This is a genomic window from Micrococcaceae bacterium Sec5.1, from assembly GCA_039636795.1.
Lineage (GTDB): Bacteria > Actinomycetota > Actinomycetes > Actinomycetales > Micrococcaceae > Arthrobacter.
Genome location: CP143430.1, coordinates 528580 through 551451, shown reverse-complemented (window position 1 = coordinate 551451; position 22872 = coordinate 528580). Strand labels below are relative to the sequence as shown.

General features: G+C 61.3%; 20 protein-coding genes. 2 read left to right on the top strand and 18 right to left on the bottom strand.

What is annotated here, in order from left to right:
• Window positions 1–35: 35 nt before the first annotated feature.
• From VUN82_02725 to VUN82_02705, 5 genes are all read right to left on the bottom strand, one after another.
• Window positions 36–761, bottom strand: coding sequence for a TrmH family RNA methyltransferase (locus VUN82_02725; GenBank protein ID XAS72795.1), 726 nt, complete (start codon window positions 759–761; stop codon window positions 36–38).
• A gap of 45 nt (window positions 762–806) precedes the next feature.
• A complete protein-coding gene (locus tag VUN82_02720) occupies window positions 807–2090 on the bottom strand; it encodes a hypothetical protein (protein XAS72794.1) in 1284 nt (427 codons plus the stop codon).
• Between the two features lie 257 nt (window positions 2091–2347).
• Entirely contained in the window at window positions 2348–4567 is a 2220-nt protein-coding gene (locus VUN82_02715) for an FtsX-like permease family protein (GenBank protein ID XAS72793.1), read from the bottom strand.
• Entirely contained in the window at window positions 4564–5268 is a 705-nt protein-coding gene (locus VUN82_02710) for an ABC transporter ATP-binding protein (GenBank protein ID XAS72792.1), read from the bottom strand. Before VUN82_02710 ends, VUN82_02715 begins: the two co-directional genes overlap by 4 nt.
• Window positions 5265–5792, bottom strand: a complete 528-nt coding sequence (locus tag VUN82_02705; protein ID XAS72791.1) for a PadR family transcriptional regulator — start codon at window positions 5790–5792, stop codon at window positions 5265–5267. The genes VUN82_02710 and VUN82_02705 overlap by 4 nt, the downstream gene beginning before the upstream one ends.
• Window positions 5793–5908: 116 nt before the next feature.
• On the opposite strand from VUN82_02705, the gene VUN82_02700 reads away from it, so the two are divergent.
• Together VUN82_02700 and VUN82_02695 are read left to right on the top strand one after the other, a co-directional pair.
• Window positions 5909–6739, top strand: a complete 831-nt coding sequence (locus VUN82_02700; protein XAS72790.1) for an HAD-IIA family hydrolase — start codon at window positions 5909–5911, stop codon at window positions 6737–6739.
• A gap of 17 nt (window positions 6740–6756) precedes the next feature.
• Window positions 6757–7494 (top strand): tyrosine-protein phosphatase, encoded by a 738-nt coding sequence (locus VUN82_02695; GenBank protein ID XAS72789.1) that lies wholly within the window; start codon window positions 6757–6759, stop codon window positions 7492–7494.
• A gap of 38 nt (window positions 7495–7532) precedes the next feature.
• Here the strand turns inward: VUN82_02695 and VUN82_02690 are convergent, their stop codons facing one another.
• From VUN82_02690 to VUN82_02630, 13 genes are all read right to left on the bottom strand, one after another.
• Complete coding sequence (locus tag VUN82_02690) at window positions 7533–8669, bottom strand: alpha/beta fold hydrolase (GenBank protein ID XAS72788.1); 1137 nt, start codon at window positions 8667–8669, stop codon at window positions 7533–7535.
• Window positions 8670–8729: 60 nt separating this feature from the next.
• Window positions 8730–9314, bottom strand: coding sequence for an orotate phosphoribosyltransferase (pyrE, locus tag VUN82_02685; GenBank protein XAS72787.1), 585 nt, complete (start codon window positions 9312–9314; stop codon window positions 8730–8732).
• A gap of 5 nt (window positions 9315–9319) precedes the next feature.
• Window positions 9320–10363 carry a LacI family DNA-binding transcriptional regulator gene (locus tag VUN82_02680; protein XAS72786.1) on the bottom strand — a complete coding sequence of 348 codons (1044 nt, stop codon included), beginning with the start codon at window positions 10361–10363 and terminating at the stop codon, window positions 9320–9322.
• 158 nt (window positions 10364–10521) lie between these two features.
• Window positions 10522–11805, bottom strand: coding sequence for a multiple monosaccharide ABC transporter permease (gene mmsB / locus VUN82_02675; protein ID XAS72785.1), 1284 nt, complete (start codon window positions 11803–11805; stop codon window positions 10522–10524).
• 5 nt (window positions 11806–11810) lie between these two features.
• Window positions 11811–13340 carry a multiple monosaccharide ABC transporter ATP-binding protein gene (gene mmsA / locus VUN82_02670; GenBank protein ID XAS72784.1) on the bottom strand — a complete coding sequence of 510 codons (1530 nt, stop codon included), beginning with the start codon at window positions 13338–13340 and terminating at the stop codon, window positions 11811–11813.
• A 114-nt stretch (window positions 13341–13454) separates the two neighbouring features.
• Complete coding sequence (gene chvE, locus VUN82_02665) at window positions 13455–14579, bottom strand: multiple monosaccharide ABC transporter substrate-binding protein (GenBank protein ID XAS72783.1); 1125 nt, start codon at window positions 14577–14579, stop codon at window positions 13455–13457.
• Window positions 14580–14901: 322 nt separating this feature from the next.
• Window positions 14902–15351, bottom strand: coding sequence for a gluconokinase (locus VUN82_02660; protein XAS72782.1), 450 nt, complete (start codon window positions 15349–15351; stop codon window positions 14902–14904).
• A gap of 69 nt (window positions 15352–15420) precedes the next feature.
• The gene (gene manD, locus VUN82_02655; protein ID XAS72781.1) at window positions 15421–16650 is read right to left on the bottom strand and encodes a D-mannonate dehydratase ManD; all 1230 of its coding nucleotides are present in this window, start codon (window positions 16648–16650) and stop codon (window positions 15421–15423) included.
• 137 nt (window positions 16651–16787) lie between these two features.
• On the bottom strand, window positions 16788–18152 hold the full coding sequence (locus VUN82_02650; protein ID XAS72780.1) for a mannitol dehydrogenase family protein: 1365 nt from the start codon (window positions 18150–18152) through the stop codon (window positions 16788–16790).
• Entirely contained in the window at window positions 18149–19555 is a 1407-nt protein-coding gene (gene uxaC, locus VUN82_02645; GenBank protein XAS72779.1) for a glucuronate isomerase, read from the bottom strand. The genes VUN82_02650 and uxaC overlap by 4 nt, the downstream gene beginning before the upstream one ends.
• Window positions 19556–19646: 91 nt before the next feature.
• Entirely contained in the window at window positions 19647–20693 is a 1047-nt protein-coding gene (locus VUN82_02640) for a LacI family DNA-binding transcriptional regulator (GenBank protein ID XAS72778.1), read from the bottom strand.
• 76 nt (window positions 20694–20769) lie between these two features.
• Window positions 20770–21936 (bottom strand): Gfo/Idh/MocA family oxidoreductase, encoded by a 1167-nt coding sequence (locus VUN82_02635; GenBank protein XAS72777.1) that lies wholly within the window; start codon window positions 21934–21936, stop codon window positions 20770–20772.
• Between the two features lie 25 nt (window positions 21937–21961).
• Window positions 21962–22822 (bottom strand): sugar phosphate isomerase/epimerase, encoded by an 861-nt coding sequence (locus tag VUN82_02630; protein XAS72776.1) that lies wholly within the window; start codon window positions 22820–22822, stop codon window positions 21962–21964.
• Window positions 22823–22872 lie beyond the last annotated feature (50 nt).

Below are 22872 nucleotides of genomic sequence, written 5' to 3'. Positions count from 1 at the left end.
AAACATGGGGTTTAAATGCCACCTCGGCGGAGAGACTAGGCGACCGGCTGCTGGAACACGTGCCGGCGAACCCATGCGTGCATCGCGATCGCCGCAGCGGAGGCAGCATTCATGGAACGCGTGGAGCCGAACTGCTCAATGGACAACGTAGCAACAGCGGCCTCGTGCACCTCGGGTGTTAGGCCTGGGCCTTCCTGCCCGAAGACCAGGACGCACTTTTCCGGGAGGTCGTAGGTCTCCAGCGGCACGGAATCCGGGAAGATATCGATGCCGATCACGGCCAGCCCCTCCCCCTGCGCCCACTGAACAAACTCCTCAACAGTGGGGTGGTGGCGGACGTGCTGGTAGCGGTCGGTGACCATAGCCCCGCGACGGTTCCACCGCCGTCGACCGATGATATGGACCTCTTTGGCGAGGAACGCATTCGCTGTGCGCACAACCGTTCCGATGTTGAGGTCGTGCTGCCAGTTCTCGATGGCGATATGGAATTCGTGCCGCTTGGAATCCAGGTCTGCGACGATCGCGTCGTGCTTCCAATACCTGTACTGGTCCACCACGTTGCGGCGGTCGCCGTCCCTGAGCAGGTCCGGGTCCCAGTGCTCGCCTACCGGCCACTCGCCTTCCCAAGGCCCGACGCCGACCTCCGGCTTTGCTTCAGCCCCGCCTTCTGCCGTGGTCCCGTCAACTTCCGCCGTTCCGTCAGCTTCTGCTGACGTGGGGGCAGGGGTGGGCAGGGCTGTGTTGGGGGGAAGGTCAGTCACCCCTCAACTTTAGCCCTGCCCGTCCTGGCCTCTTTGCCCGGGCGCCTAGACCATCTTCCACTTGTTGATGCGGTACGAGTTGGCGAGCTGCTCCATCAGGCCGGGGTGGGCATCCCAGTAGGTCTTGTGCCCGCTAACGCCGAGCATCTGCGGCGTTCCCCACGGGGTCACCGAGAACAGGTTGACTGCCTGGATTTCTTCGCCACGCGCGTTGGTGCAGGTGAAGCCAATGACCACTGCTGCGCCCCGGCGGAACTCGCGGATTTCTGGCATCGAGGTCTTGAAGTCCGAGGTGCACTTGTGGCCCACCAGGTTCTGGGGCAGTTCCGTGGCGGTCATGCCCTTGTACCGGGCCTCGATGTCCTCGATCGCGGCCTTGATCTCTTTCGGATCCTTGCCGAACTTGCCTTCGTCGGACTCGGCGAAGAACGCATACGCGAGGGCAATGCCGTCGCCGTCCGCCTCCACGGTGCCTTGGGCCTTCTTCTGGATTTCTTCACCCGTGGTGGGGTCCTTGGTTATCCCGAAGGATTCGTCATGGGTCCACTCGGCCAGGTACTGGAAGGAAGATTCGCCCGTGACCCACTTGCTGAACAGCGGATCGCCGTCGGCCGGGACATTGGTTGGGCCGGCGAATTCTTCCCACACGCTGGGGAGCGGGATAGCACCCTCCGGAATCTCGGAGGAGGCCGTTGCATTGCCAGACGGCTCCGTAGACGGCTCTGCGGACGGTTCGGACGCTGCATCAGAGCCTTCGTCGGAGGCACTGGCCGAAGGCACGGGACTCTCTACGGCCACAGGCTTGGTCACCGAAGGAATCAACCATGCGAACACGACTACCAGCGCAATGATCACGACGACGGCGACCCCGCCGAGGATCAGGAACAGCGCCTTTTTGTTGTGGTCACCCGGGCCCTGGCTGGGTCCGCCGGGCTGGCCAGGGTAACCAGGTTGACCGGGGTAACCAGGCTGGCCGGGGTAGCCGCTGCCCGGTGAGGTGAAACCGGGCTGACCCTGCTGCGTCTGTGGGTAGCGGTGGACCGTTTCGGCGAACTCGCCGTCAGGGTAACCCTGCTGGGTCGGCAATTGTTGCGCGGGGAAAGCCTGGGTCACTTCCGGCTGTGTGGGGAGAGCCTGAGTTTGGCCCTCCTGCCCCTGCGCTTCCGGATGGTACTGCCCTTCCGGCTGGTACTGCGCTTCCGGCTGATACATAGACTGCGTCTGGCCCGGCTGATACTGCCGATACTGCTCCTGGCCGGTGTCGTAGCGGGGCTGCGGCACGCCGTCGGGATTGTACGGAGGCTGCGGCGCTCCATTGTTGTTGCTCATGACAGGCCCTTTCAAACGTGTTGAGTACCGGCGTATCTGGGGATATCCGGTTGTCGATCCAGTGCTGGGGACCTGCTGAAGTGCGGCGACACAAAAAATCCACCATGTCGATCCCCCGACCCACGGTGGTGGCACGCCTGCGCCGGGACAAGCGTAGTCGAGGCTGAGCCGCCCGACGCAAGTCAAAGCCGAATATCCGCATGGGCAGAACTACCCACGGAGGCACACCATGGGATGTCTCCCTTCGAACCGCCTTTTTATTCGAAGCGTGTAGCCGTAACGGAAGTAGTTCGCCGGATCAGGCCAAAGGTGGCGATGACAGCGCTGAGCGCCAGGAGCAGGCTCAGCGCCAAGGCAATGAAATATCCGGGCTCCGGCCACGAGAGTTGGTATGCGTCGTTAATTGCCGTGACCATGAGCCAGGCCGTGAGGAATCCGAGGCCGATCGAAAGCAGCAGCACGCTCAGGAGGGGAACTGCAGCCTCCCGGGCAATGATTCGACGCAGAACTGATGCTGGCATCCCCATAAGGCGCATAAGCCCAAGAACCCTTTGCCGGTCCAGGATGGCCGAGGCCGTCCCCACAGCGAGGGAAAGCCCGGCGATGGCGACTGCAACGAACATGCCGAGGTATGCAAGCACGGCAAGCCCTTGGATCAGGCGTTTGGATGATTGCAAGTGAAAGTCGGACGGGGAGGACGCCGGCGTGGCCGTGACGCCCGAGCGGCTCAACGCTGTCCTGGCCCGGTCCATGGCCTCAGGAGTGCCATCCGTGTCCACCACCATGACAACCGGAACAAGACCCTCCAGGATTCCATCGGGAGCCGCTGTCAAGGCCAGCGGCTGAGCTGTCCAGAAGTAGAGGAAGGCGCTGTCCACAGCAACCGTTTCTGCTGCTGGAATGTCCTCGAACCCCAAGGCCCGAGCTTCTGAGGCCCGGAAGTAGAGCTCGGGTCCGGCGCCCCGGTCCGAAAGCACAGCCGAGCCATAGCCAATGGTGGCGCTGAGAATTCCGGGCAATTCCTTCGCAGCTAAAGCCGCTTTCCCTACCCCGACCTGTGTTTCTCCAGACCCCACAGTTGCGTGGAGGCTGGTGGGCTGCATCAACCCGGGGCGCGGCTGTGGACTCTCGGTGGATTCCAGGATGCTGGATGCGCCGGCGAAAACCGAGACAACAAACACTGCAATCACAAGCCCCGATACGGACCGGAAAGTAGCCGCCGGAGTCTTTTGAATACGGCTTGCGGCAACGATTGCGGCCGCGCTTCGTGCCTGTCGCTGGCCCATCCGGCTCACCATTCGAGTCAGCCACGGGCCGATCACAACGATGCCTGCAAGAACCAGCATGAATCCGACCACCAAGAGCGGGGACTCAAGCCATGGCAGCCGAAAATTCAAAACACGGATGAGAACAACCGCCAAAGTCATGAAGGCGAGCCCCATAACCATCGGCACTGTTCGCCAAATTGTTGGCTTCTTCTCGTGAACCACCCTCGTCACCCCTAGAGGCCCAACATCTGCGCGTGCGGTCCGAATGGCGGCGACGAGTGCAGACGCCACCACGACTACAGCCACCACCGCAACATTGGCCGGCCATCCTGTGTGCAGATCAGCGTCAAACATTCTGGTGCCGTTGATTGGTATCTCGGCAGCGGCAGGCGTCAACATCACCGCCAGGGCAAGGCCTATCGCGGCACCGATCAGGCTGGGGATGGCAATTTCGACGGCGGCAATGCGGGAGACCGTGCCGGGTGACGCCCCAATGAGTCGCAGGGTCGCAAACCGTTCGCGTCGCTGCGCTGCTCCTAAATCTGTGACGATGCTGATCAACAGCAACACCGGAAAGAACACTGCTATGGCTCCGACAAGGAGCACCGTGGTGTAGGAGGCGGCGCTGCCTCCGTACGGGTTGCTGGTGAAGTCCGAAACCAACGAGGCGTTTCCGCTCTTTCGAAGCTCTGCCTCCGAGGCCCCCGTGATGACCACCAGGGAATCGGGCCCCGGCAGGGCAGCGTCGTTGATCACGCCGGCAAACTCCCCAAACCGGTCTCCGAGCTGATCCCGGGGCGTCGATTCGATCAGGCGTTGTAGCGCTGGCGAGGCGTAATAGCTCCCGAATTCCGGCGGGCTACCAATTCCCGGGATGCTCACGGTCGTCGAGGGAAATGCAGCGAAATCGCGGCGCTCAATGAGTTGGTCCCGGAAGATCTCCAGCCCATTGCTCCGCATGAGCACTGTTTCCTGAGTCAAGGGGATAGGAGCTGCAACGCCCGAAGCATCGATCGAATCCGATACGGACGGATGCCCCGTTTCGCGCAGCCAGGCGCCACGGTCGTCCCGGGCTTGCAATCCGTTGGCGCCACCCCAGAGCAACGACAAAAGACAGACCCCGACGGCGACTCCTCCAGCGATTCCAGTCAACCTGCCATAGGCGGAGCGGCTGCCGGCCACAGCCAGGCGGAAAAGTCCCCAGTTCACGTGGACACCCGGTATCCGGCGCCCAGAGCACCATCGCGCACAATGACTTCCCGATCGGCATAGGCAGCGGTTCGGGCATCGTGGGTGATCATCACCACGGTCGTGTCGGCTTCGCGGACAAGATCGAGCATCAAGGTCAGTACGTTTTCCGAGGCGAGGGAGTCCAACGAGCCAGTGGGTTCATCTGCGAACAACACCGCAGGGGACGTCACCAAGGCACGGCCAACAGCGACACGTTGGGCTTGACCACCAGACAATTCGCCAGGCAGCTTTTCGCCCAGTCCGTCCAAGCCAAGACGTTGCAGCATGTCTCTGGATCGCTCCAGCGCTTCAGGTCGTTTGATCCCCTTAAGCAGCAACGGGATGCTGACGTTATCGACCGCACTGAGTTCGGGCAGCAACTGCCCGAATTGAAAGACGAATCCAAAGTCCGTCAGCCGCAGCCGGGCCCGCTTGGTCTCCTTGAGTTCGTTGAGGTGCAAGGGCACTTCGTCAACGGGGTTGTACGTCACCGTCCCGCGGTCGGGCACGAGGACCCCGGCCAGACAGTGCAGCAGCGTGGACTTCCCGGATCCGGATGGCCCCATGACGGCCAGCACTTCCCCCACATGGACATCCAGGTCTATTCCCCGGAGCGCCTCCGTCGGGCCAAAGGAGTGGTGCAACCCGCGGGCACTGAGGATGGGTGTTTGGATGCTCATGCGCTCTGAAGCTCCTTTTTGAGTTGGGACAGGCGGGCGGCCGTGAGGTCGATCCATCTCAAGTCCGCTTCGATGTGGAACAGACCGTGGTCACACATCAGTACCTGCAGCAGGCCTGCTTCCTTCTTCGCGCGCGTCAGTTCCCGCATCCGGGCCATGTGTTGCCTGCGCTGCACGTCAAGGAGCCGCTCGGCGTCGTCATCCAGCAGCAGTGCGATGACGGTTTTCGCAAAGAGGTTGCTCTGCAGGGATTCCGAGGGAATGTCGGGAGTGAAGAGCCAATCGCGCACCGTGGCCTCTCCGGCGTCGGTAATCGCATACTTTTTTCGATCAGGACCTCCCCCGGTCTCTTCGCCCAAAGCCCGGATCAACTCATCACGGACCATCCGCGCCAGCGTGGAATACACCTGTCCGTAGGCCAGCGCCTTGCCTGCTCCGAAGTATCGGTCGTAAGAGTGCTTGAGGTCGTAGCCGTAGCTGGGCTCGCGATTCAAAAGGCCCAGAAGGGTGAGTGAGTTGTTCACAGCTCCATCTATACACTGAGTTTATAGTTAACGCCATCGAGACCACGGGATGTCTCCAGCTGCGAATAATGAAAGACTGGGAGGCAGTGCATGACCAATCCCAGCCGGAGGCAAATATGGCAGAAGAATCCACGCCCCACACGTCCGCATCGGTTTACCGGAACGGCCACGAAATCGAATGCTGGCTCACGGACATGGACGGCGTGCTGGTTCATGAAAACCAGGCGATCCCGGGTGCAGCCGAGCTCATCCAGCGCTGGGTGGATACGTCCAAGCGCTTCCTTGTCCTGACCAACAATTCCATCTTTACCCCGCGCGACCTCGCAGCCCGCCTCCGGGCCTCCGGTCTTGAAGTTCCGGAAGAGAACATCTGGACGTCCGCGCTGGCCACAGCCCAGTTCCTCAAGGACCAGGTCCAATCCTCTGATTCCGGCAACCGCGCTTACACCATTGGCGAGGCCGGCCTCACCACTGCATTGCACGAAGCCGGCTTCATCCTCACGGACACGGAACCTGACTTCGTGGTTCTCGGCGAAACCCGCACTTACTCTTTCGAAGCGATCACCATGGCGGTCCGGCACATCCTTGCCGGCGCCCGTTTCATCGCAACCAACCCTGATGCCACTGGCCCTTCCAAGGACGGCCCCATGCCGGCAACGGGCGCAATCGCGGCAATGATCACCAAGGCCACGGGCCGCGAACCGTACATCGTGGGCAAGCCGAACCCCATGATGTTCCGCTCGGCCATGAACCAGATCGACGCCCACTCGGAGACCACGGCCATGATTGGCGACCGCATGGACACGGACATCGTGGCAGGTATGGAAGCCGGCCTTCACACGGTTCTGGTGCTCAGCGGCATCACCCAGCGCGAGGAAATCGTGTCCTTCCCGTTCCGACCCAACCAGATCCTGAGCTCCGTGGCCGACCTCAAGAGCCAGATCTAAGCCAAAGGAGTCCCGTCATGGCTGTGCTCAACCTCCGTCCTCTGGCCGGTGGCCGGATACTGAGGGGGAGCCAGCCGTTTGGTCTGGATGCTGCCGCGACGTCGGGGTTCCTGGCGGAGCATGGCATCCAGGCCATCATGGACCTGCGCAACGAGCTCGAGCGGTCTTTGGTTCCGTGGCTGGTTCCGGGCGGCCCCTCTCCTTCGAACGCGTCCAAGCCCGACGGCGGTGGCGGGAGTACCGCCGTCGTCGGACCCGCCGTCGAGCTCATCCACAATCCGTTGGATCCCAACACGGTGGCGGGGTCTCTGCAGGCAGTGGAGACTCCGGAGGATCTGGGGAACCTGTATTTGGGCTGGATCCGCGTCAGACCCGATTGGGTAGCCGATGCCCTGCGTCCTGTCGCGGAAGGCAAACGCACCCTGGTTCATTGTTCGCTGGGCAAGGACCGGACTGGAGTAGTGTCGGCGATCGCGCTCATGGCCGCGGGCGAATCGGACGAGGCCGTGGTGAAGGATTACACGGCCACCACGCGCAGCCTTCCGAACCTGCTTCAGGTCATGGCCGAGACATGGCGGCTCCACGTCCCGTCCACGCCCGCGCAGTATTTCAGCCCTGACCTCATGATCCTGCAAAGCCCGGAAGCCGCGATCCGGCATTTCCTGGTGGGCTTCGCGCGGGAATTCGGGGATGCTCGCAGCTTCCTGCGCGAGGCCGGTCTAACCGCCGTCGAGGTTGAAGCGCTGCGGGGCTGAACCGCTGCGGGGTGATGCAGTGGAAGCCGCAACAAAACCTATGCCGGCCGGATAACCCGTCCATTCGGCTCCTGGTACGACGGCTCCTCAGGTGCAGGCGGCAGCGGTTCCAGCTCATTCTGGACGCGCTCCAACAGGGGCCGATAAATGTCGGCACTCCACTGCGGGCTGGCATGGGCGGGCCGGGCACCCTCCGTACTAAGCACCGGGAGCTTCATGTTCGCCGCGAAGACCTTGCTCCACGCCGCCCGAGCAGACTCGTAGTTGACGGTCTTGTCCTCGGAGTTGCCCAGGAACGCCATTTTGGCCGAGCCGATTTTGCCGGCGAGACGCAAGCCATCGAAGTGGTAAATGTACGCAGACTCCGTCTGGATCAGCACGCTGGAGGGGGCGATGGGCGAGAGCTGCTCCAGGCTTTGGTCCAGGATTTGCCGCCAAGTGCGTTCGTCCTTGTGCGCCACCCGCTCCCCCAGTTCATAGCCGCCACGCAGGACTGAAGGGATGCGGAAGCCATTCTCATAAAGGAACACCACGCCGTCGAACCAGCTCTGATCCAGCACATCAGCGCGGCTGAAGGGACTGGAATCCAGGACGATCAGCTGGGTCTCCACACCATGCAGCTCCAGCAGACGGGCGGCAACTTGCGTGGCGAGCATCCCACCGAAGCTGTGGCCGTAGAAATACAGCTTCTCCAGCCCCAATTCGCGCACATGCAGAACGAGTTCGCGGACCACCTCATCAACATCCAGGCCAAGGTTGGAATACCCGACGGCGGCTAGGCGGCCGCGCTGGTGCAGGGCAGGGCGCAGTGAGTTCAGGATCCACTGTGCCTCTTCCCAACTGGTTTTATACCCGGGAAACAGGATCCAGCTGGCCTTCGGAAAGTAGAGATCCGAGTAGGAGTCCGGGACGCGCAGGATCTTGGTGGCCCGCCGTTCCGCCTGCACGCGCCGGGTAAACAGCATGTCTCCGGCCAGCGCCACGGAAACCCCTGCAGTGACAAGGAAGTCGCGGCGCGATATCCGCTTTATCCGGGAAACCTGGGGCAGGATCCGCGCCCAGTCTGCCAGATCGGCCGCATCCCCTGATCCGGATCCGGGCATGGCAGAGCCTCGGCCCGGGAGGTTTTCGTTCACCTCCGGCGGAGCCTGGAGCTTCCCTACTTGAACGTCCACGCAGCTAGCATAGGCTTCGCGGGCACTGCCTTACAGCCCCGTAGTTTGCCTGCAAACTCCCTAGTTGAGGCCCAATTCGTCCTTGCCGAAGGCAAAGAGGTAGGGCACGCCGGTTTCGGCTTCGATCTTCTCTTTGGCGCCGGTGTCTCGGTCCACGATGACGGCGACGGCAACCACATTGCCGCCGGCCTTACGGACACCCTCGACGGCGGTCAGTGCGGACCCGCCGGTGGTGGACGTGTCCTCGAGGACAACCACATTGCGGCCCTCAACCGAGGGACCTTCCACCTGGCGGCCCATGCCGTACGACTTCTGGGCCTTACGGACCACGAAGGCGTCCACGGCGCGCCCGGCGTCAGCAGCGGCGTGCATGACAGCCGTACCTACGGGGTCGGCACCCATGGTGAGTCCGCCAGCGCACTCAACCGGGATCCCGGCGTCGTCGATCATTGCCAACATGACCTGGCCCACCAGCTTGGAGGCCTCGTGATGCAGGGTGATGCGGCGGAGGTCAATGTAGTAGTCAGCTTCCTTGCCGCTGGAGAGGATCACCTTTCCGCGGACCACCGCCAACTCTCTGATGAGCTCGAGAAGGCGGGCACGGGCAGTTGCAGTGTCTGCTGCGGGGGTACTGGTGGAAGTCATGGCTTCTAGTTTAGTGGGGACGGAGCCGGGCGAAGCGCAGGTGCCGCGGTGGTGGAACGGACAACCAACTTGGGATTGACGATCTGTTCCTCACTGCCTGGCTCGTTTTCCAACTGATGGAGTACCGCGGACATGCAACGGCGGCCGAGTTCTTCAAAGTCCTGTTTGATGGTGGTCAGTGGCGGCAGGAAGAACGCAGCTTCAGGCTGATCGTCGTATCCCACCACGCTGATGTCTTCCGGAACTCGCAACCCAGCTTCCTGCAGGGCGCGAAGGACTCCCACCGCCATTTGGTCGTTCGCGACGAAGACGGCGGTGATAGTGGGCTGATCGTCTGGTTTGCGCTGATCGTCTGGTTTGCGCTGTTCAATGAGCGCCAGGCCTGCTTCGTATCCCGAGGCGGCGTCCCATCCCCCTTGGAGGAGAACGTCGGCCTCCAAGCCGGCGTTGCCGAGTGCCTCCTGCCATCCCTTGATGCGCTCAGCCGCGTCGATCCAGTGGGGCGGACCGGAAATGTGTCCGATGTGGCGGTGTCCGAGCCCGATGAGATGTTCCACCGCCAACCGCGCTCCCAACCGCTGGTTCAGTGAAGCACCCGTCAGTTGGTTCCCGGTTCCGGCGCCCACGGCCACCATGGGAAACGGGACGGCGACGTCGCGGAGGGCTGCCAGGACATCCGGATGCGGGACAAGGATGACCACCCCCTCCACGGACTGGTTGCGAAAATGGGTGATGGCGTCGTTGATGCTGTCGCCCGTTACTTCGCGGAGGTTGGCGATGCTGACGAAATAGCCTGCTTCCCGGCCTGCCTGTTCGACTCCCAGCAACGTATTCGCGGGTCCGTACTGGCCAGTTTCGCAGGCCAGCACGCCTATGGTCCGGGAGCGCCGCGTCACCAGGCTGCGGGCTGCGGTGTTACGCCGGTAGCCAAGGCTGGCGATGGCCGATTCCACGCGTTCCTTGGTCTTCCCGCTGACGTTGGGGTGGTTGTTCAAGACACGGGAAACGGTCTGGTGCGAGACCCCGGCCAACTTGGCTACATCCCCCATAACGGGTGGCCTGCTTGATGGTGCACCGGGAGACATCGCACCTCACTTTATGGATTCGTATGGCGGGCTTGGGCAGGATTGGCCCGCATCCGGCTCTTCACACCGAGCAGGTCAGCTCAGCTGGGAGCAGGATGCAGGCCAATCCCAAGGGTTATTTGCTACTTGGCGTCGACCCGCACAGGTTCAGTCTTGGCATGTGGCGCAGATTCGGTTGCCGGAGGCGTTGTCTTCCACTTAAAGCGGCGGCTGATTGAGGACCCTCCACCAGCACCGGTCCGGTTCTTGTTGAAGATGTCGAAGCCGACCGCAAGGAGCAGAACCAGGCCCTTGATGAGCTGCTGGTAGTCAGTTCCCAAGCCAAGGATGGACATACCGTTGTTCAGGACACCCATGATGAGGCCACCGATCATTGCTCCCGCAACGGTACCGATACCACCTTGGACGGCCGCGCCACCGATGAATGCGGCAGCAATGGAGTCCAGTTCAAAGCCGGTACCGCCAGCAGGCTGGGCGGAGTTCAGTCGTGCCGTGAACACAAGGCCGGCCAACGCGGCGAGGACGCCCATGTTGACGAACAGCCGGAAAGTCACCTTCTTGGTCTTGATGCCGGAAAGCTCTGCTGCATGGAGGTTGCCACCAATGGCGTAGGTGTGGCGCCCAAAAATGCTGTTGTTCATCAATGCCGAGTACAGGATCACGAGGACTGCCAGGACGATCAGCACAATCGGGGTTCCTCGGTAGCTGGCCAGCAGGAACGTGATGATGAGCATCAGTACGGCAATGAAGCCGTTCTTGACGGCAAACCATGCCATCGGCTCATTCTCAAGGTTGAACTTGCGGCGAACCCGGCGTTCCTTGATGGCCTGGAAGAGGATTGCTGCGGTGCCGCCAACGCCCAGGATGACCGTCAACCATTCAAGTACGGATGTGCCGCCGGAGATATCGGGGAGGAAGCCTCCACCGAGGGCCCGCAACTCGTTGGGGAACGGGGTGATCTGCTGGTTCTTAAGGGTGATGAGCGTAAGGCCGCGGAAGATGAGCATGCCGGCCAGGGTGACGATGAAGGCGGGAATGCCCACATAGGCAATCCAGTAACCCTGCCAGGCACCCACCAAGGCACCTACCAGGAGGCAAGCCGGGATGGCGAGCCACCATGCCCAGCCCCAGTGCACGATCATCACACCGGCAACAGCACCGATGAACCCGGCGATGGATCCGACGGAGAGGTCGATGTGGCCGGCGATGATGACCATCACCATGCCTATGGCGAGGATCAGGATGTAACTGTTCTGGACCACCAGGTTGCTGACGTTCTGCGGTTCAAGCAGGATGCCATTGGTCAGGACCTGGAAGAGGATAACGATCAGGATCAGGGCGACGAAGATGCCAACCTGGCGGAGGCGGCTTGTGAGGAAGCCAAGGGATTCTCGTAGGGCGGACATGTTGGCTATTCCTTCTCTTGAGTCATGAAGTGCATGAGGGTTTCCTGGGTGGCCTCGGCGATGGGGACCTCGCCGGTGATGTGCCCTGCGGACAGCGTGTAGATCCTGTCGCAAATGCCCAGGAGCTCAGGCAGCTCCGAGGAGATCACGATTACGGCTTTCCCGGCGGCCGCGAGTTCATTGATGATCGTGTAGATCTCGAACTTTGCGCCGACGTCGATACCGCGGGTTGGTTCGTCCAGGATCAGCACGTCCGGATCCGAGAACATCCACTTGCTCAGCACCACTTTCTGCTGATTACCGCCGGAAAGCTTGCCGGTGATGGCTGCAACGGACGGCGCCTTGATGTTCATGCTCTTCCGGTAGTGGTTGGCAACGGTGGTTTCTTTGTTGCCATCAACCCATCCGCGTTTGGCCAGCTTGTTCAGCGCTGCCATGGAGATGTTCCGTTTGATGTCCTCGATCAGGTTCAGGCCATAGTGCTTGCGGTCCTCGGTGGCGTAGGCAATGCCGTGATCGATCGCGTCCGAAACGGTGGAAGTGTTGATCTCTTCGCCGTACTTATAGACCTTGCCCGAAACGGCGCGTCCGTACGTCCGGCCGAAAACGCTCATGGCCAACTCGGTGCGGCCCGCGCCCATAAGGCCCGCCAAGCCCACTACTTCGCCCTTGCGGACATTCATGTTGGCATTGTGCACCACGGTGCGGCTGTGGTCCTGGGGATGCTGAACGGTCCAGTCTTCAATGCGGAGGACTTCCTCGCCGATGTTCGGAGTCCGGTCCGGATAGAGGCTTTCAAGGTCACGTCCCACCATTCCGCGGATGATGCGTTCCTGGGTGATCTGGCCCTGGTCCAGCCGCAGGGTCTCGATGGACTTGCCATCGCGGATGATGGTGACGGCATCGGCCACCTTGCGGATCTCGTTGAGTTTGTGGCTGATGATGATGCTGGTGACGCCCTGGCCCTTGAGGTGCAGGATGAGGTCCAGCAGGTGGTCCGAGTCTTCATCGTTCAGCGCAGCGGTTGGCTCGTCCAGGATGAGGAGCTTCACCTCTTTGGAGAGCGCCTTGGCAATCTCCACCAGCTGCTGCTTGCCAACACTGATGTGCTGGATGGGTGTGACGGGGTTTTCGCTCAGACCTACGCGGGCAAGCAGCTTGGCGGCTTCGAGGTTGGTTTTCCGCCAATCCACCCAGCCGTTGTTTGCCAGTTCGTTGCCGAGGTAAATGTTCTCTGCGATGGAAAGGTACGGGCTAAGGGCCAGTTCCTGGTGGATGATCACGATCCCGCGCTTCTCGCTGTCCGAGATGCTGTTGAATTCGCAGGGTTCGTTCTCAAAAAGAATGTCGCCGTCAAAGGAGTTGTGCGGGTACACCCCGGACAACACCTTCATCAGGGTGGATTTCCCGGCGCCGTTCTCTCCACAGATAGCGTGGACTTCGCCGCGGTTTACATCCAGGGTGACGTCCTGAAGGGCCTTGACCCCGGGGAAGGTCTTGGTTATTCCTCGCATTTGAAGAATGGGTACGTTCATCGTCAATTCCCACTGACTGGTTGGAAACTTTGCCTGGCCGGGGATTCGGCCGGCTCATGGTGGGTTGTGGCCCCGCCCCGCTTCAGAAGCGGGACCACAACCCGAAGGAAATGCTTACTTGACGTCGGATTCCTTGTAGTAGCCCGAGTCGATGAGTTCCTTCTTGTAGTTGTCCTTGGTGATGATGACGGACTTCAGGAGGAAGGCCGGAACAACCTTGACCTTGTTGTTGTAGGTCTTGGTGTCGTTGGTTTCCGGTTCCGTACCCTTGAGCACGGCGTCAACCATCTTCACGGCCTGCGCGCCGAGCTGGCGGGTGTCTTTGAAGATCGTGGAGTACTGCTCGCCGGCGATGATGGACTTCACGGAGCCCTTTTCGGCGTCCTGGCCGGTAACTACCGGCAGCTTTCCGGTGGAGTAGCCACCGGTGCTGGTCAGCGCCGAGATGATGCCGATGGAAAGGCCGTCATACGGGGAGAGCACGCCGTCCAGCTTGGTGCCGGAGCTGTAAGCCGAGGTGAGGATGTCTTCCATGCGCTTCTGGGCAACGGGTGCCTGCCAGCGCAGGATCGCTGCCTGCTCGAACTTGGTCTGGCCACTGGGAACCTTCAGCGTGCCTGCATCCAGGTACGGCTTGAGGGTGTCCATGGCGCCAGTCCAGAAGAAGTTGGCGTTGTTGTCATCTGGGCTTCCGGCGAAGAGCTCCACGTTGAACGGGCCCTTGCCATCAACCTTCTTGCCACTTGCGTCCACCAGGCCAAGGCCGGTGAGCAGTGACGTAGCCTGCTGGACACCCACGGTGTAGTTGTCGAAGGTGGTGTAGTAATCAACGTTCGGGGTTCCGTTGATGAGGCGGTCGTAGGCGATGACCTTGACGTTCTGTTCCTTGGCCTTGGCCAGGACGTCGGTCAGCGTGGTGCCATCAATTGCTGCGATGATCAGGGCCTTGGCGCCCTTGGTCAGCATGTTCTCAATCTGGGAAACCTGCGTAGGGATGTCATCGTTGGCGAACTGAAGGTCAGTCTTGTAACCAAGGTCCTTCAAGGACTTCTCAACGTTGGCGCCATCGGCAATCCAACGCTCGGACGTCTGAGTCGGCATCGAAATGCCGACCAGCGAATCGCTGGGCTTGGCGGTGCTGCTGGATTCTGCAGCTCCTCCGCGGCTACCGCAGCCCGTGGCTCCCACGGTCAAGGTAAGGACAACCGCTACGGCGCCCAGGAGTTTCTTTAATCTCACGATGCTCTCCTTCCGCGGCAGCTTTGCCGCGAACTCTGATGCAGCCGGAGCATCTGCGCGTCCGGCACGGTGAAGCTGGGTTGGCCTGTGCGCTGGGGGCGGCACAGGCTACTTCAAGGTGATACGACTGCCATTGTGAACGCTAACAATACCGTCGGTCAAGTGGATTGGATCACAAAATGATTGCAGGTGGGAACCTCGTCCGGAAGTCTTGATTTACAACGTTGTTAGCGTTCACACTTTCCCATTTCATGCTTTCGTCACCAAAAAGAAGAGCCCGGCACCGCCTTGTGGGCAGTGCCGGGCGTTCCAATGCAGCGAGCTAGGACAGTGCTCCTTCGAGTGCTGAGAACGCGTCATCCACGATCTTCTCCACGGGCTGATCGATGTCCACTACCAAGCCGGCTTCATCGGATTGCAATGGCTCAAGCGTTGCGAGTTGCGAATCCAGCAAGGACGCGGGCATGAAGTGGCCGGGCCGGGCGTTCATGCGCTCATTCAGCAACTCACGTGTGCCCTGCAGGTGGACGAACACCACGGATGGATCGGCGCTGCGGATGATGTCGCGATAGGCTCGCTTGAGCGCGCTGCACGCTATGACAAGAGCAGAGTTCGACGCCATGAATCGCCTCCCGATCTCGGCCAGCCAGGGTGCGCGGTCCTCGTCATTGAGAGGAGTACCTGAGGCCATCTTGTCGATGTTCCGCTGAGGGTGCAGCGAATCGCCGTCGAGGAATTCGGCTCCGAGCCGCTCAGCGACGGCTGCGCCCACGGTGCTTTGCCGCAGCCGGCCACGCCCATCACCACAATGTGCGGATGGGCGTTGGCCGCAAAACCGGAATCACCAGTCATGAACGGTTCCGTCCACGAGGCGGTTGTAGGGCAGGTAAGCCTGCTGGTACGGGAAGGCGGCTGCTGCTTCCTCGTTGAACTCGACGCCGATACCGGGCTCGTCCCCCGGGTGCAGGTAGCCGTCCTTGAACGTCATGGACTGCTGGAAGACCTCGTTGGTCTTGTCCGAGTGCTGCATGTATTCCTGGATGCCGTAGTTGTGGATGGCCAGGCCAACGTGCAGCTGGGCGGCGAAGCCCACCGGGGAGATGTCCGTGGGCCCGTGGAAGCCTGACTTGATCTGGTACTGGGCGGCGAAGTCCATGACCTTCTTCAGCGGGGAGATGCCGCCGAAGTGCGTGGAGGCTGCGCGGACGTAGTCGATCAACTGTTCCTTGATGAGGGTCTGGTAATCCCACACCGTGTTGAAGATTTCGCCGATGGCCAAAGGCGTGGTGGTGTGCTGACGGACCAGGCGCAGGCCTTCCTGGTTCTCGGCCGGGGTGCAGTCCTCCAACCAGAACAGGTCATAGGGCTCCAGCGCCTTGCCAAGCTTGGCGGCCTGAATGGGCGTCATACGGTGGTGGCCATCGTGAAGCAGCGGAATTTCCGGGCCGAACTCATTGCGCACCGCTTCGAAAACCGTAGGCAGGTGCCGCAGGTAGGCGCGGGTGTCCCAGTCTTCTTCCAGCGGGAAGTTGCCGCGGCCGGCAGGCTCATAGTCGTAGCGTTCGCCGGATGCCTGGGCCTGGGCGGCAACTCCATAGACGGCCTTGATGCCTGGGACCGCGGTCTGGATTCGGATGGACTTGTAGCCCAGTTCCAAGTGCTCACGAACGGAGTCGAACAGCGAGGGAATGTCCGAACCCGAAGCGTGGCCGTAGGCACGCAGCCCGTTGCGGGATGCACCACCGAGCAACTGGTAGACGGGCATGCCGGCAACTTTGCCTTTGATGTCCCACAGCGCCATGTCCACGGCGGCAATCGCGGCCATGGTCACGGGCCCACGGCGCCAGTACGAGCTGCGGTACAGGAACTGCCACGTGTCTTCGATGCGGTGCGGATCCTTCCCGATCAACAGCTGCGCCACATGCTCCTTAAGGTACGCGGCGACGGCGAGTTCCCGGCCGTTGAGCGTCGCGTCACCAATGCCAGTCACCCCGTCCTCCGTAGTGATGCGCAGGGTGACGAAGTTCCGGGAGGGGCTGGTCACGAAGACTTCAGCGGCAATGATTTTCACAGCTTTTCCTTTCGGGATTGGGCTGGGTTGAAAGGGTTCCTACTCGCCTCGATGCGATGTTCACCACAGGTACTGAAATTGAGTCTAGAATTGTTTGCAATTTTTGGCAATCGGTTGCCATGGCGGATTGGAAAACCCTACGCTGCAGTTCCTGTCCCGGCACGGGCAGTGGCCCAATCCGAGCTCAGCTCCTGCACCAGCTCTGCCACTCCTGGTTCGGTGGCAAGGTCCGGATCCAAAAGCCCCAGCAACGCTGCGACCCGCGCACTCCCAGAGAGCCCGTTGGCAGCTGCAATGGCTGAAGCCTTGGGATCCTGCAGCTCAGGATTGACGGCGGCGTAGGCGGACCACACCGCGATCATTCTCGCCGCGGCAGTGCCGCTTCGCCCTGCGGCCCGCTCCGCACGAAACACCGGCAGTGCACGCATTCGGAGCTTGGTGCTGCCGTCCACGGCGATCTGGGCCAGATGGTGTGCGATCCGGGAGTTCCCAAAGCGATCAAGCAAGGCAGTCCGGTATTCGGGGATGCGGAGTTCCTCGCCGGAAAGGTGCCTGGCAGCTTCGTCCCAGAATTCCTCAACAGCTTCACGGCATACGGCGTCACCCAAGGCCTGCGCCACTGTGGTGTGGCCGCGCAACTGCCCGGCATAAGCCAGGATGGAATGCGCGCCATTAAGGAGCCAAAGTTTGCGGTTTTCGTAAGGTTCGATGTCATCCACAAAAACGGCTCCGGCGTCTTCCCAACGTGGACGCCCTGAGGGGAATTGTCCGCTCAGCACCCAGTTGTGGAACGGTTCAGTGACTACCGGAGCTTCGTCCCGGTACCCGCACTGTTCACTGACCAGAGCAACATCGTCGGCTGTGGTTCGGGGCGTGATGCGGTCCACCGAGGTGCTGACAAAGCTGACGTTGCGCTCGATCCAGTCGGCAAGTCCGGCGTCGAAGCCCAGGGCGATTTCCGCTACACCCGCACGGGCCACGTTTCCGTTGTCCGAGAGGTTGTCGCAGGAAACCACTGCGAGGGGTCCGGCGTCGGCGTCCCTGCGGGCGCCGAGGCCAAGGACCAAGCGTCCCAACGGCGTCGTGGGTTGCTGCCCCGCCACCAGCCGCGGCAGGTCATCCGCGCCGTGCGCATATGCTGCTTCCGTGATGGTCAGAGTTATCACAGCGGTTTGCGGTGCTGCGACGAGTTCGGTCAATCGTCCAACGTTGGCGCCATCGATGGCTTCTACAACGCTGACTACAACCTCGAAGGAATCCCCTGCATCGGATCGTTCCACCACGGTAAAAAGGCCGTCCTGTTCCGCCAGAACTGCTGCGGCATCCGGACGACGCCCCGTGAAGGAGGCGATGCCCCAATCCCCTGCGTCGCCAGCATGCTGCGTGTACCAGGCCTGGTGCGAACGGTGAAAGGCCCCGAGTCCGAGGTGCACAATGCGCACGGGAGCCTTTTCCACTGCTTTGACCTCGCGGTTCAATCGAGGGAGCCCATCCACGCTCATAGTTTGAACACCCTGCGTGGCGAGGAATCAACGACGTCGAGAATCAGCTCGTGCGCGCGGTCTTCAGTCACGCGGTGCTCGGCTACAAGGCGCGCGAGGAAGGACGCTTCGATCCTGCGGGAGGCATCGTGCCGTGCGGGAATGGAGCAGAACGCGCGGGTGTCATCGATGAAGCCGGAGGACCGCGAGAAACCGGCGGTTTCTGTAACTGCAGAACGGAAGCGCAACATGGCATCCGGGGCATCGAGGAACCACCACGGCGCACCGATGAAGACGGACGGGTAGAAACCAGCCAACGGCGCGAGTTCACGGGAGAAAACAGTCTCATCGAGAGTGAAGAGCACCAGGTGGAAATCCTTGGCCGTGCCGAAATCCTGCAGCAACGGACGGATGGCCTCGGTGTAGTTCACTGCGAACGGAATATCGTGACCGGTGTCTGGGCCGAACTTGTTAAACGTGGGCCCGTGGTGATTGCGGTACGAGCCAGGGTGGATGGTCATGACCAGTCCGTCTTCCACTGACATGCGCGCCATTTGGTACATCATGTGGGCCTCGAACGCATCCCGATCCTGCACGGTGGCCTTGCCTGTGCGGGCACGTTCAAAGAGCGCTTCCGCCTCGGCAGCATCCAGTTTGAGGGTGGCCGGGGTGCGCACGCCGTGGTCCGCCGATACTGCGCCATGCTCCACAAAGTAGCGACGGCGGTTTTCCAGGGCCGCGATGTAGCCGGCGTAACCTGTTGCGCCGTCGGCCGCAGTTTCGATCAAACGGTCAACGTTGGCGTTCCAGCTGGGATGCGCCGCATTCAGATAGGCATCCGGTCGGAACGTGGGGAGCACGCGGCCGTTGAAGCTGGGGTCATTGGTGAGGGCCTTGTGGCTGGAAAGGTTGTCCAGGGGATCATCCGTGGTGGCCAGGACCTCAATGTTGAAGTCCTTGAAAAGCTGGCGAGGACGGAAGTCCGGCTCTACCAGCTTCGCGGCGATGGCGTCATAACTGGCGTCAGCCGGCATCTCACTGAGGTCTGCACCGAGTTTGAACACATCGTGGAACTGGGTGCTTAGCCAGTACCCGGAGGCCGTGCCCTCGAACAGCGGCCAGGCCTGAACGAACCGCCTCCAGATCTCCCGTGATTCGGGGGCGGACGCCGTACCTGTCAGCAACTGATCCATCGGAACACCATTGGCGTGGATCAGGCGGGTGACGTAGTGGTCCGGGCTGACCAGGAGCGCTGCAGGATCAGGGAACGGCGTGTTCTGTTCAATAACAGCCGCGTCAACGTGGCCGTGCGGAGAAATGATGGGCAGGTCCTGGACGCGCTCCAGCAAGGATCGCGCGATGCTGCGCGTCCCGGGATCTGCGGGCAGGAGCCTGTCAGGGTGTGCTGCGATGGACTGTGACATAGGTCAATCTTGCGGTTCAGCTTGCCATCTTGTCAACCGGTTGCCAAAAATTGCCAATTCAGTGCAACAGCCCTTGCCTGAACACCGAGGACTAGCTCAGCAGCCTTCCGCTGGACCCTCGCACCACGAGCTCGGTCTCCACGCTCACGGCTTCGCTGGGGGCATCGTGGCCTTGCAGCATGTCCAACAGAATGGTGACTGCACGGGTTCCGCACTCCCCAAGGGGTGAGCGCACTGTGGTTAAGGCTGGAGTAGTGAAGTCCGCGCCGAAGATATCGTCAAAGCCCACGATGCTGATCTGGTCTGGAACCCGCATCCCACCGGCTTGGAGTTCCTGCATCAAACCGATGGCAAGGAGGTCGTTGTACGTGATGACCGCGGTCGCTCCGCTTTCCAGGACGTCGCGCGCTACCTGCCGGCCGCCGTCGACCGTGGGTTTGGACGATTCCAGGCGGACTGCACCCAGCTTTGACCAATCGCATGCCGCTTTAACGCCCTCCCAGCGGCGAGCCGTCATCCAGGACTGCTTTGGACCCGCAACGTAGGCGAGGTTCTCATGGCCATTGGCAGCGAGACTTCTGACCGCTTGGCTGATGCCCTTGTTGACGTCCGGCACCACACATGGGACGCCCTGGACCTCGCGGTTGATAACGACTACCGGCTTGTCCTCAGCCAGCGCGCGGATGTGGTCGTCATCCATGCGGGGGCTGGCCAGGATGAGGCCGTCCACAGTATTCAGCAGGCGACGTCCTGCCGTGACTTCCGTCTCTGGCGACTCTGCGGATTCAGCCAGGACCAGGGTGTAATCACGGGCCGAGCCAGTGGTTTCAGCGCCGCGGATGATGTCAAAGAAGGTCGGATTGGTGATATCTGCAACGATCAACCCAATGGTCTGCGTCCTTCCCGTTGGAAGCGCGCGGGCGAACGGGTTCACCTGGTAATTCAGTTGCTCGGCTGCATCCTCGATGATCTTCTGCGTCTTGGCACTCACCCTCCCGGGCTTGCTCAAGGCACGGGACACCGTGGAGGGGTTGACGCCTGCAAGCTTGGCGATGTCGTAGATGGTGGGTGAGGACTTCTCCCCCCGGCCGCGTTTGGTGGGGGTAGTGGCTGCTCCGGAGTTCGTCACGTCGGTCACCGCTCCATCGTAGACCTTTTGGCAACAAAATCAGGCCGGTTGCCATTCATTAATCGTGGCAACCGGCCCGGCCTGGTTAAGAACGCTCGGGGAACTTGCCCTCTTCAGCGATGCGCTTGTTGAGTTCCCGGAGGAATTCATCCTCGTCAAAGTCCAGCGAGACCTCCTTGCCGGTCCAGCTGGAGAGGTGGATGGCATTGGCCAGGCGGACGCCGTTGATTCCGTCGGAACCCGGAGCAAGCAGAGGAGTGCCATCCAGAATGTTGGCCGCAAAGTTCTCCAGGACCCCGGCGTGCTGGCCGCCCCACGCAGACTCGAACTCGATAACCTCGCTGCTGTACAACTCCTCGCGGTTCAGCTGGCCCATAAAGAGCTTGCGGACATCATCCATGCCCATGGAATCGCTGATTTCCCGCTCCGGCTTGACCAGCCGGGTGACTGTGGCCACCTTGCTGTCCTCCACCACGATCTTGCCCTGGTCACCCAGGATTTCGAATCTGTCGGTTCCCACGATGTCGTGGGTGGCCGTCACGAAAACGCCCGTCGCGCCGTCGCCATAGTCGACCACTGCGGTGACCTCATCCTCGACGGCGATGTCGCGGCGGAAGCCGTACGCCACCTTGGAGTAGACGGACTGCGGGACGCCACAGATCCACTGCCACAGATCCAGCTGGTGCGGCGCCTGGTTGACCAGAACGCCGCCACCCTCGCCGCCCCACGTAGCCCGCCACTCGCTGGAGTTGTAGTAACCCTGCGGCCGCCACCAGTTGGTGATGATCCAGTTGGAGCGGCGGATCTTGCCAATCTCGCCGTTATCGACGATTTCCTTGAGCTTCTTGTAGAGCGGGTTGTTGCGCTGGTTGAACATGATGCCGAAGGAGAGCTCAGGCTTCGAAGCGGCGAACTCGTTCAGCTCCTTGACCTGCTTGGTGTAGACCCCGGCAGGCTTCTCCACCAGCGCATGGATGTCTCGCTTGAGTGATTCGATGCCCATCTCAGGGTGCAGGAAGTGCGGCACGCAGGTGATAACAGCATCAACCGAACCGCTTTCCAGCAGGGCTATGTAGTCGTCGTAGAACGGGACATCCGGGTACTGGGATGCGGCAAGTTCCTTCTTGGCAGGATCGACGTCGCAAATGGCGCCGATCTCCATATTCGGGACCAAGCCGTCGGTGATGAACTTGGCGTAGGCGCCGCCTTGCTGGCCCAGGCCGATGATGCCGAGGCGTACTTTCGTGCTCATGAATGCAATCTCCTGTATTGAAAATCTAGAAAAGGTCGGCGTGGCCCATGGCCACCAGGTTGTCGTACGAGGTCTGGAGTGCATCCCAGACGGTCCGTCCATACAGTTCGTCCTGCTCCACCAGGAGATACCGGGCCCCAGCGGCCATGGCGGCAGGGATGATGGATGGGAAGTCCAGGTTGCCTTCGCCTACTTCGGCGAACTGCACCACATTCCGGAACTCCGCCATGAACCCGGGGAAGTCGCCCTTCTCCAGAAGCCCGAAGGACGATTCCGGCATCTGGCCGATCCTGTAGTCCTTGAGGTGCACCATGGCAGTCTTGCCGGCGTACTTTTGGAGGGTGCGGACGGGATCCAGGCCGCCGCGCTGCACCCAGTGGACATCAATCTCCATACCCATGGCCGGGGAGTTTTCGGCGATGATATCCAGCATGTATTTGCCGTCGAACTTCGCGAACTCAATGTGGTGGTTGTGGTAGTAAAGGCTGATGCCTTGTTCCTGCAGCCGTTCGGCGTAGCCGTTGGCTTGCTTGGCGAATTCAACCACCGAATCCAAAGACTTCATTGCCCCGAACGGAAGCATGCCAATGCGCAGCAACGAGGTATCCAGGCGCTTGGCATCGTCCACGATCTTGTCGAAGTCGTCTGCCAGTGATTCCACGGGCATGCCCTTGCGGCCTTCAATATTGACCGAAAGCGCGGCAATGTCCATGCCCAGCTCCGTGCGGGAGCGGTCCAGCTCGCCCACGTTCTCCGCAGTCATGGGGATCTGGGAAATTTCGACGGCGTTATAGCCGATCGCACTGACCTTGCGGAGCGTTTCGAATGCTCCCACATCAGCAAAACTGTCCTTCAGCATCATGGCTTGGACGCCTATTGTGGCCACTTTTTCCTCCGGGGTTTCCGGGCCCTTCCGGGCCCTGGATGTGTCATGGG

Excerpts from the sequence above, each read along its gene's own strand:
- VUN82_02720 (XAS72794.1), bottom strand. The coding sequence starts at position 2,090 with ATGAGCAACAACAATGGAGCGCCGCAGCCTCCGTACAATCCCGACGGC.
- VUN82_02710 (XAS72792.1), bottom strand. The coding sequence starts at position 5,268 with ATGAGCATCCAAACACCCATCCTCAGTGCCCGCGGGTTGCACCACTCC.
- VUN82_02700 (XAS72790.1), top strand. The coding sequence starts at position 5,909 with ATGGCAGAAGAATCCACGCCCCACACGTCCGCATCGGTTTACCGGAAC.
- VUN82_02695 (XAS72789.1), top strand. The coding sequence starts at position 6,757 with ATGGCTGTGCTCAACCTCCGTCCTCTGGCCGGTGGCCGGATACTGAGG.
- pyrE (XAS72787.1), bottom strand. The coding sequence starts at position 9,314 with ATGACTTCCACCAGTACCCCCGCAGCAGACACTGCAACTGCCCGTGCC.
- VUN82_02680 (XAS72786.1), bottom strand. The coding sequence starts at position 10,363 with ATGGGGGATGTAGCCAAGTTGGCCGGGGTCTCGCACCAGACCGTTTCC.
- mmsB (XAS72785.1), bottom strand. The coding sequence starts at position 11,805 with ATGTCCGCCCTACGAGAATCCCTTGGCTTCCTCACAAGCCGCCTCCGC.
- mmsA (XAS72784.1), bottom strand. The coding sequence starts at position 13,340 with ATGAACGTACCCATTCTTCAAATGCGAGGAATAACCAAGACCTTCCCC.
- VUN82_02650 (XAS72780.1), bottom strand. The coding sequence starts at position 18,152 with ATGAGCGTGGATGGGCTCCCTCGATTGAACCGCGAGGTCAAAGCAGTG.
- uxaC (XAS72779.1), bottom strand. The coding sequence starts at position 19,555 with ATGTCACAGTCCATCGCAGCACACCCTGACAGGCTCCTGCCCGCAGAT.
- VUN82_02635 (XAS72777.1), bottom strand. The coding sequence starts at position 21,936 with ATGAGCACGAAAGTACGCCTCGGCATCATCGGCCTGGGCCAGCAAGGC.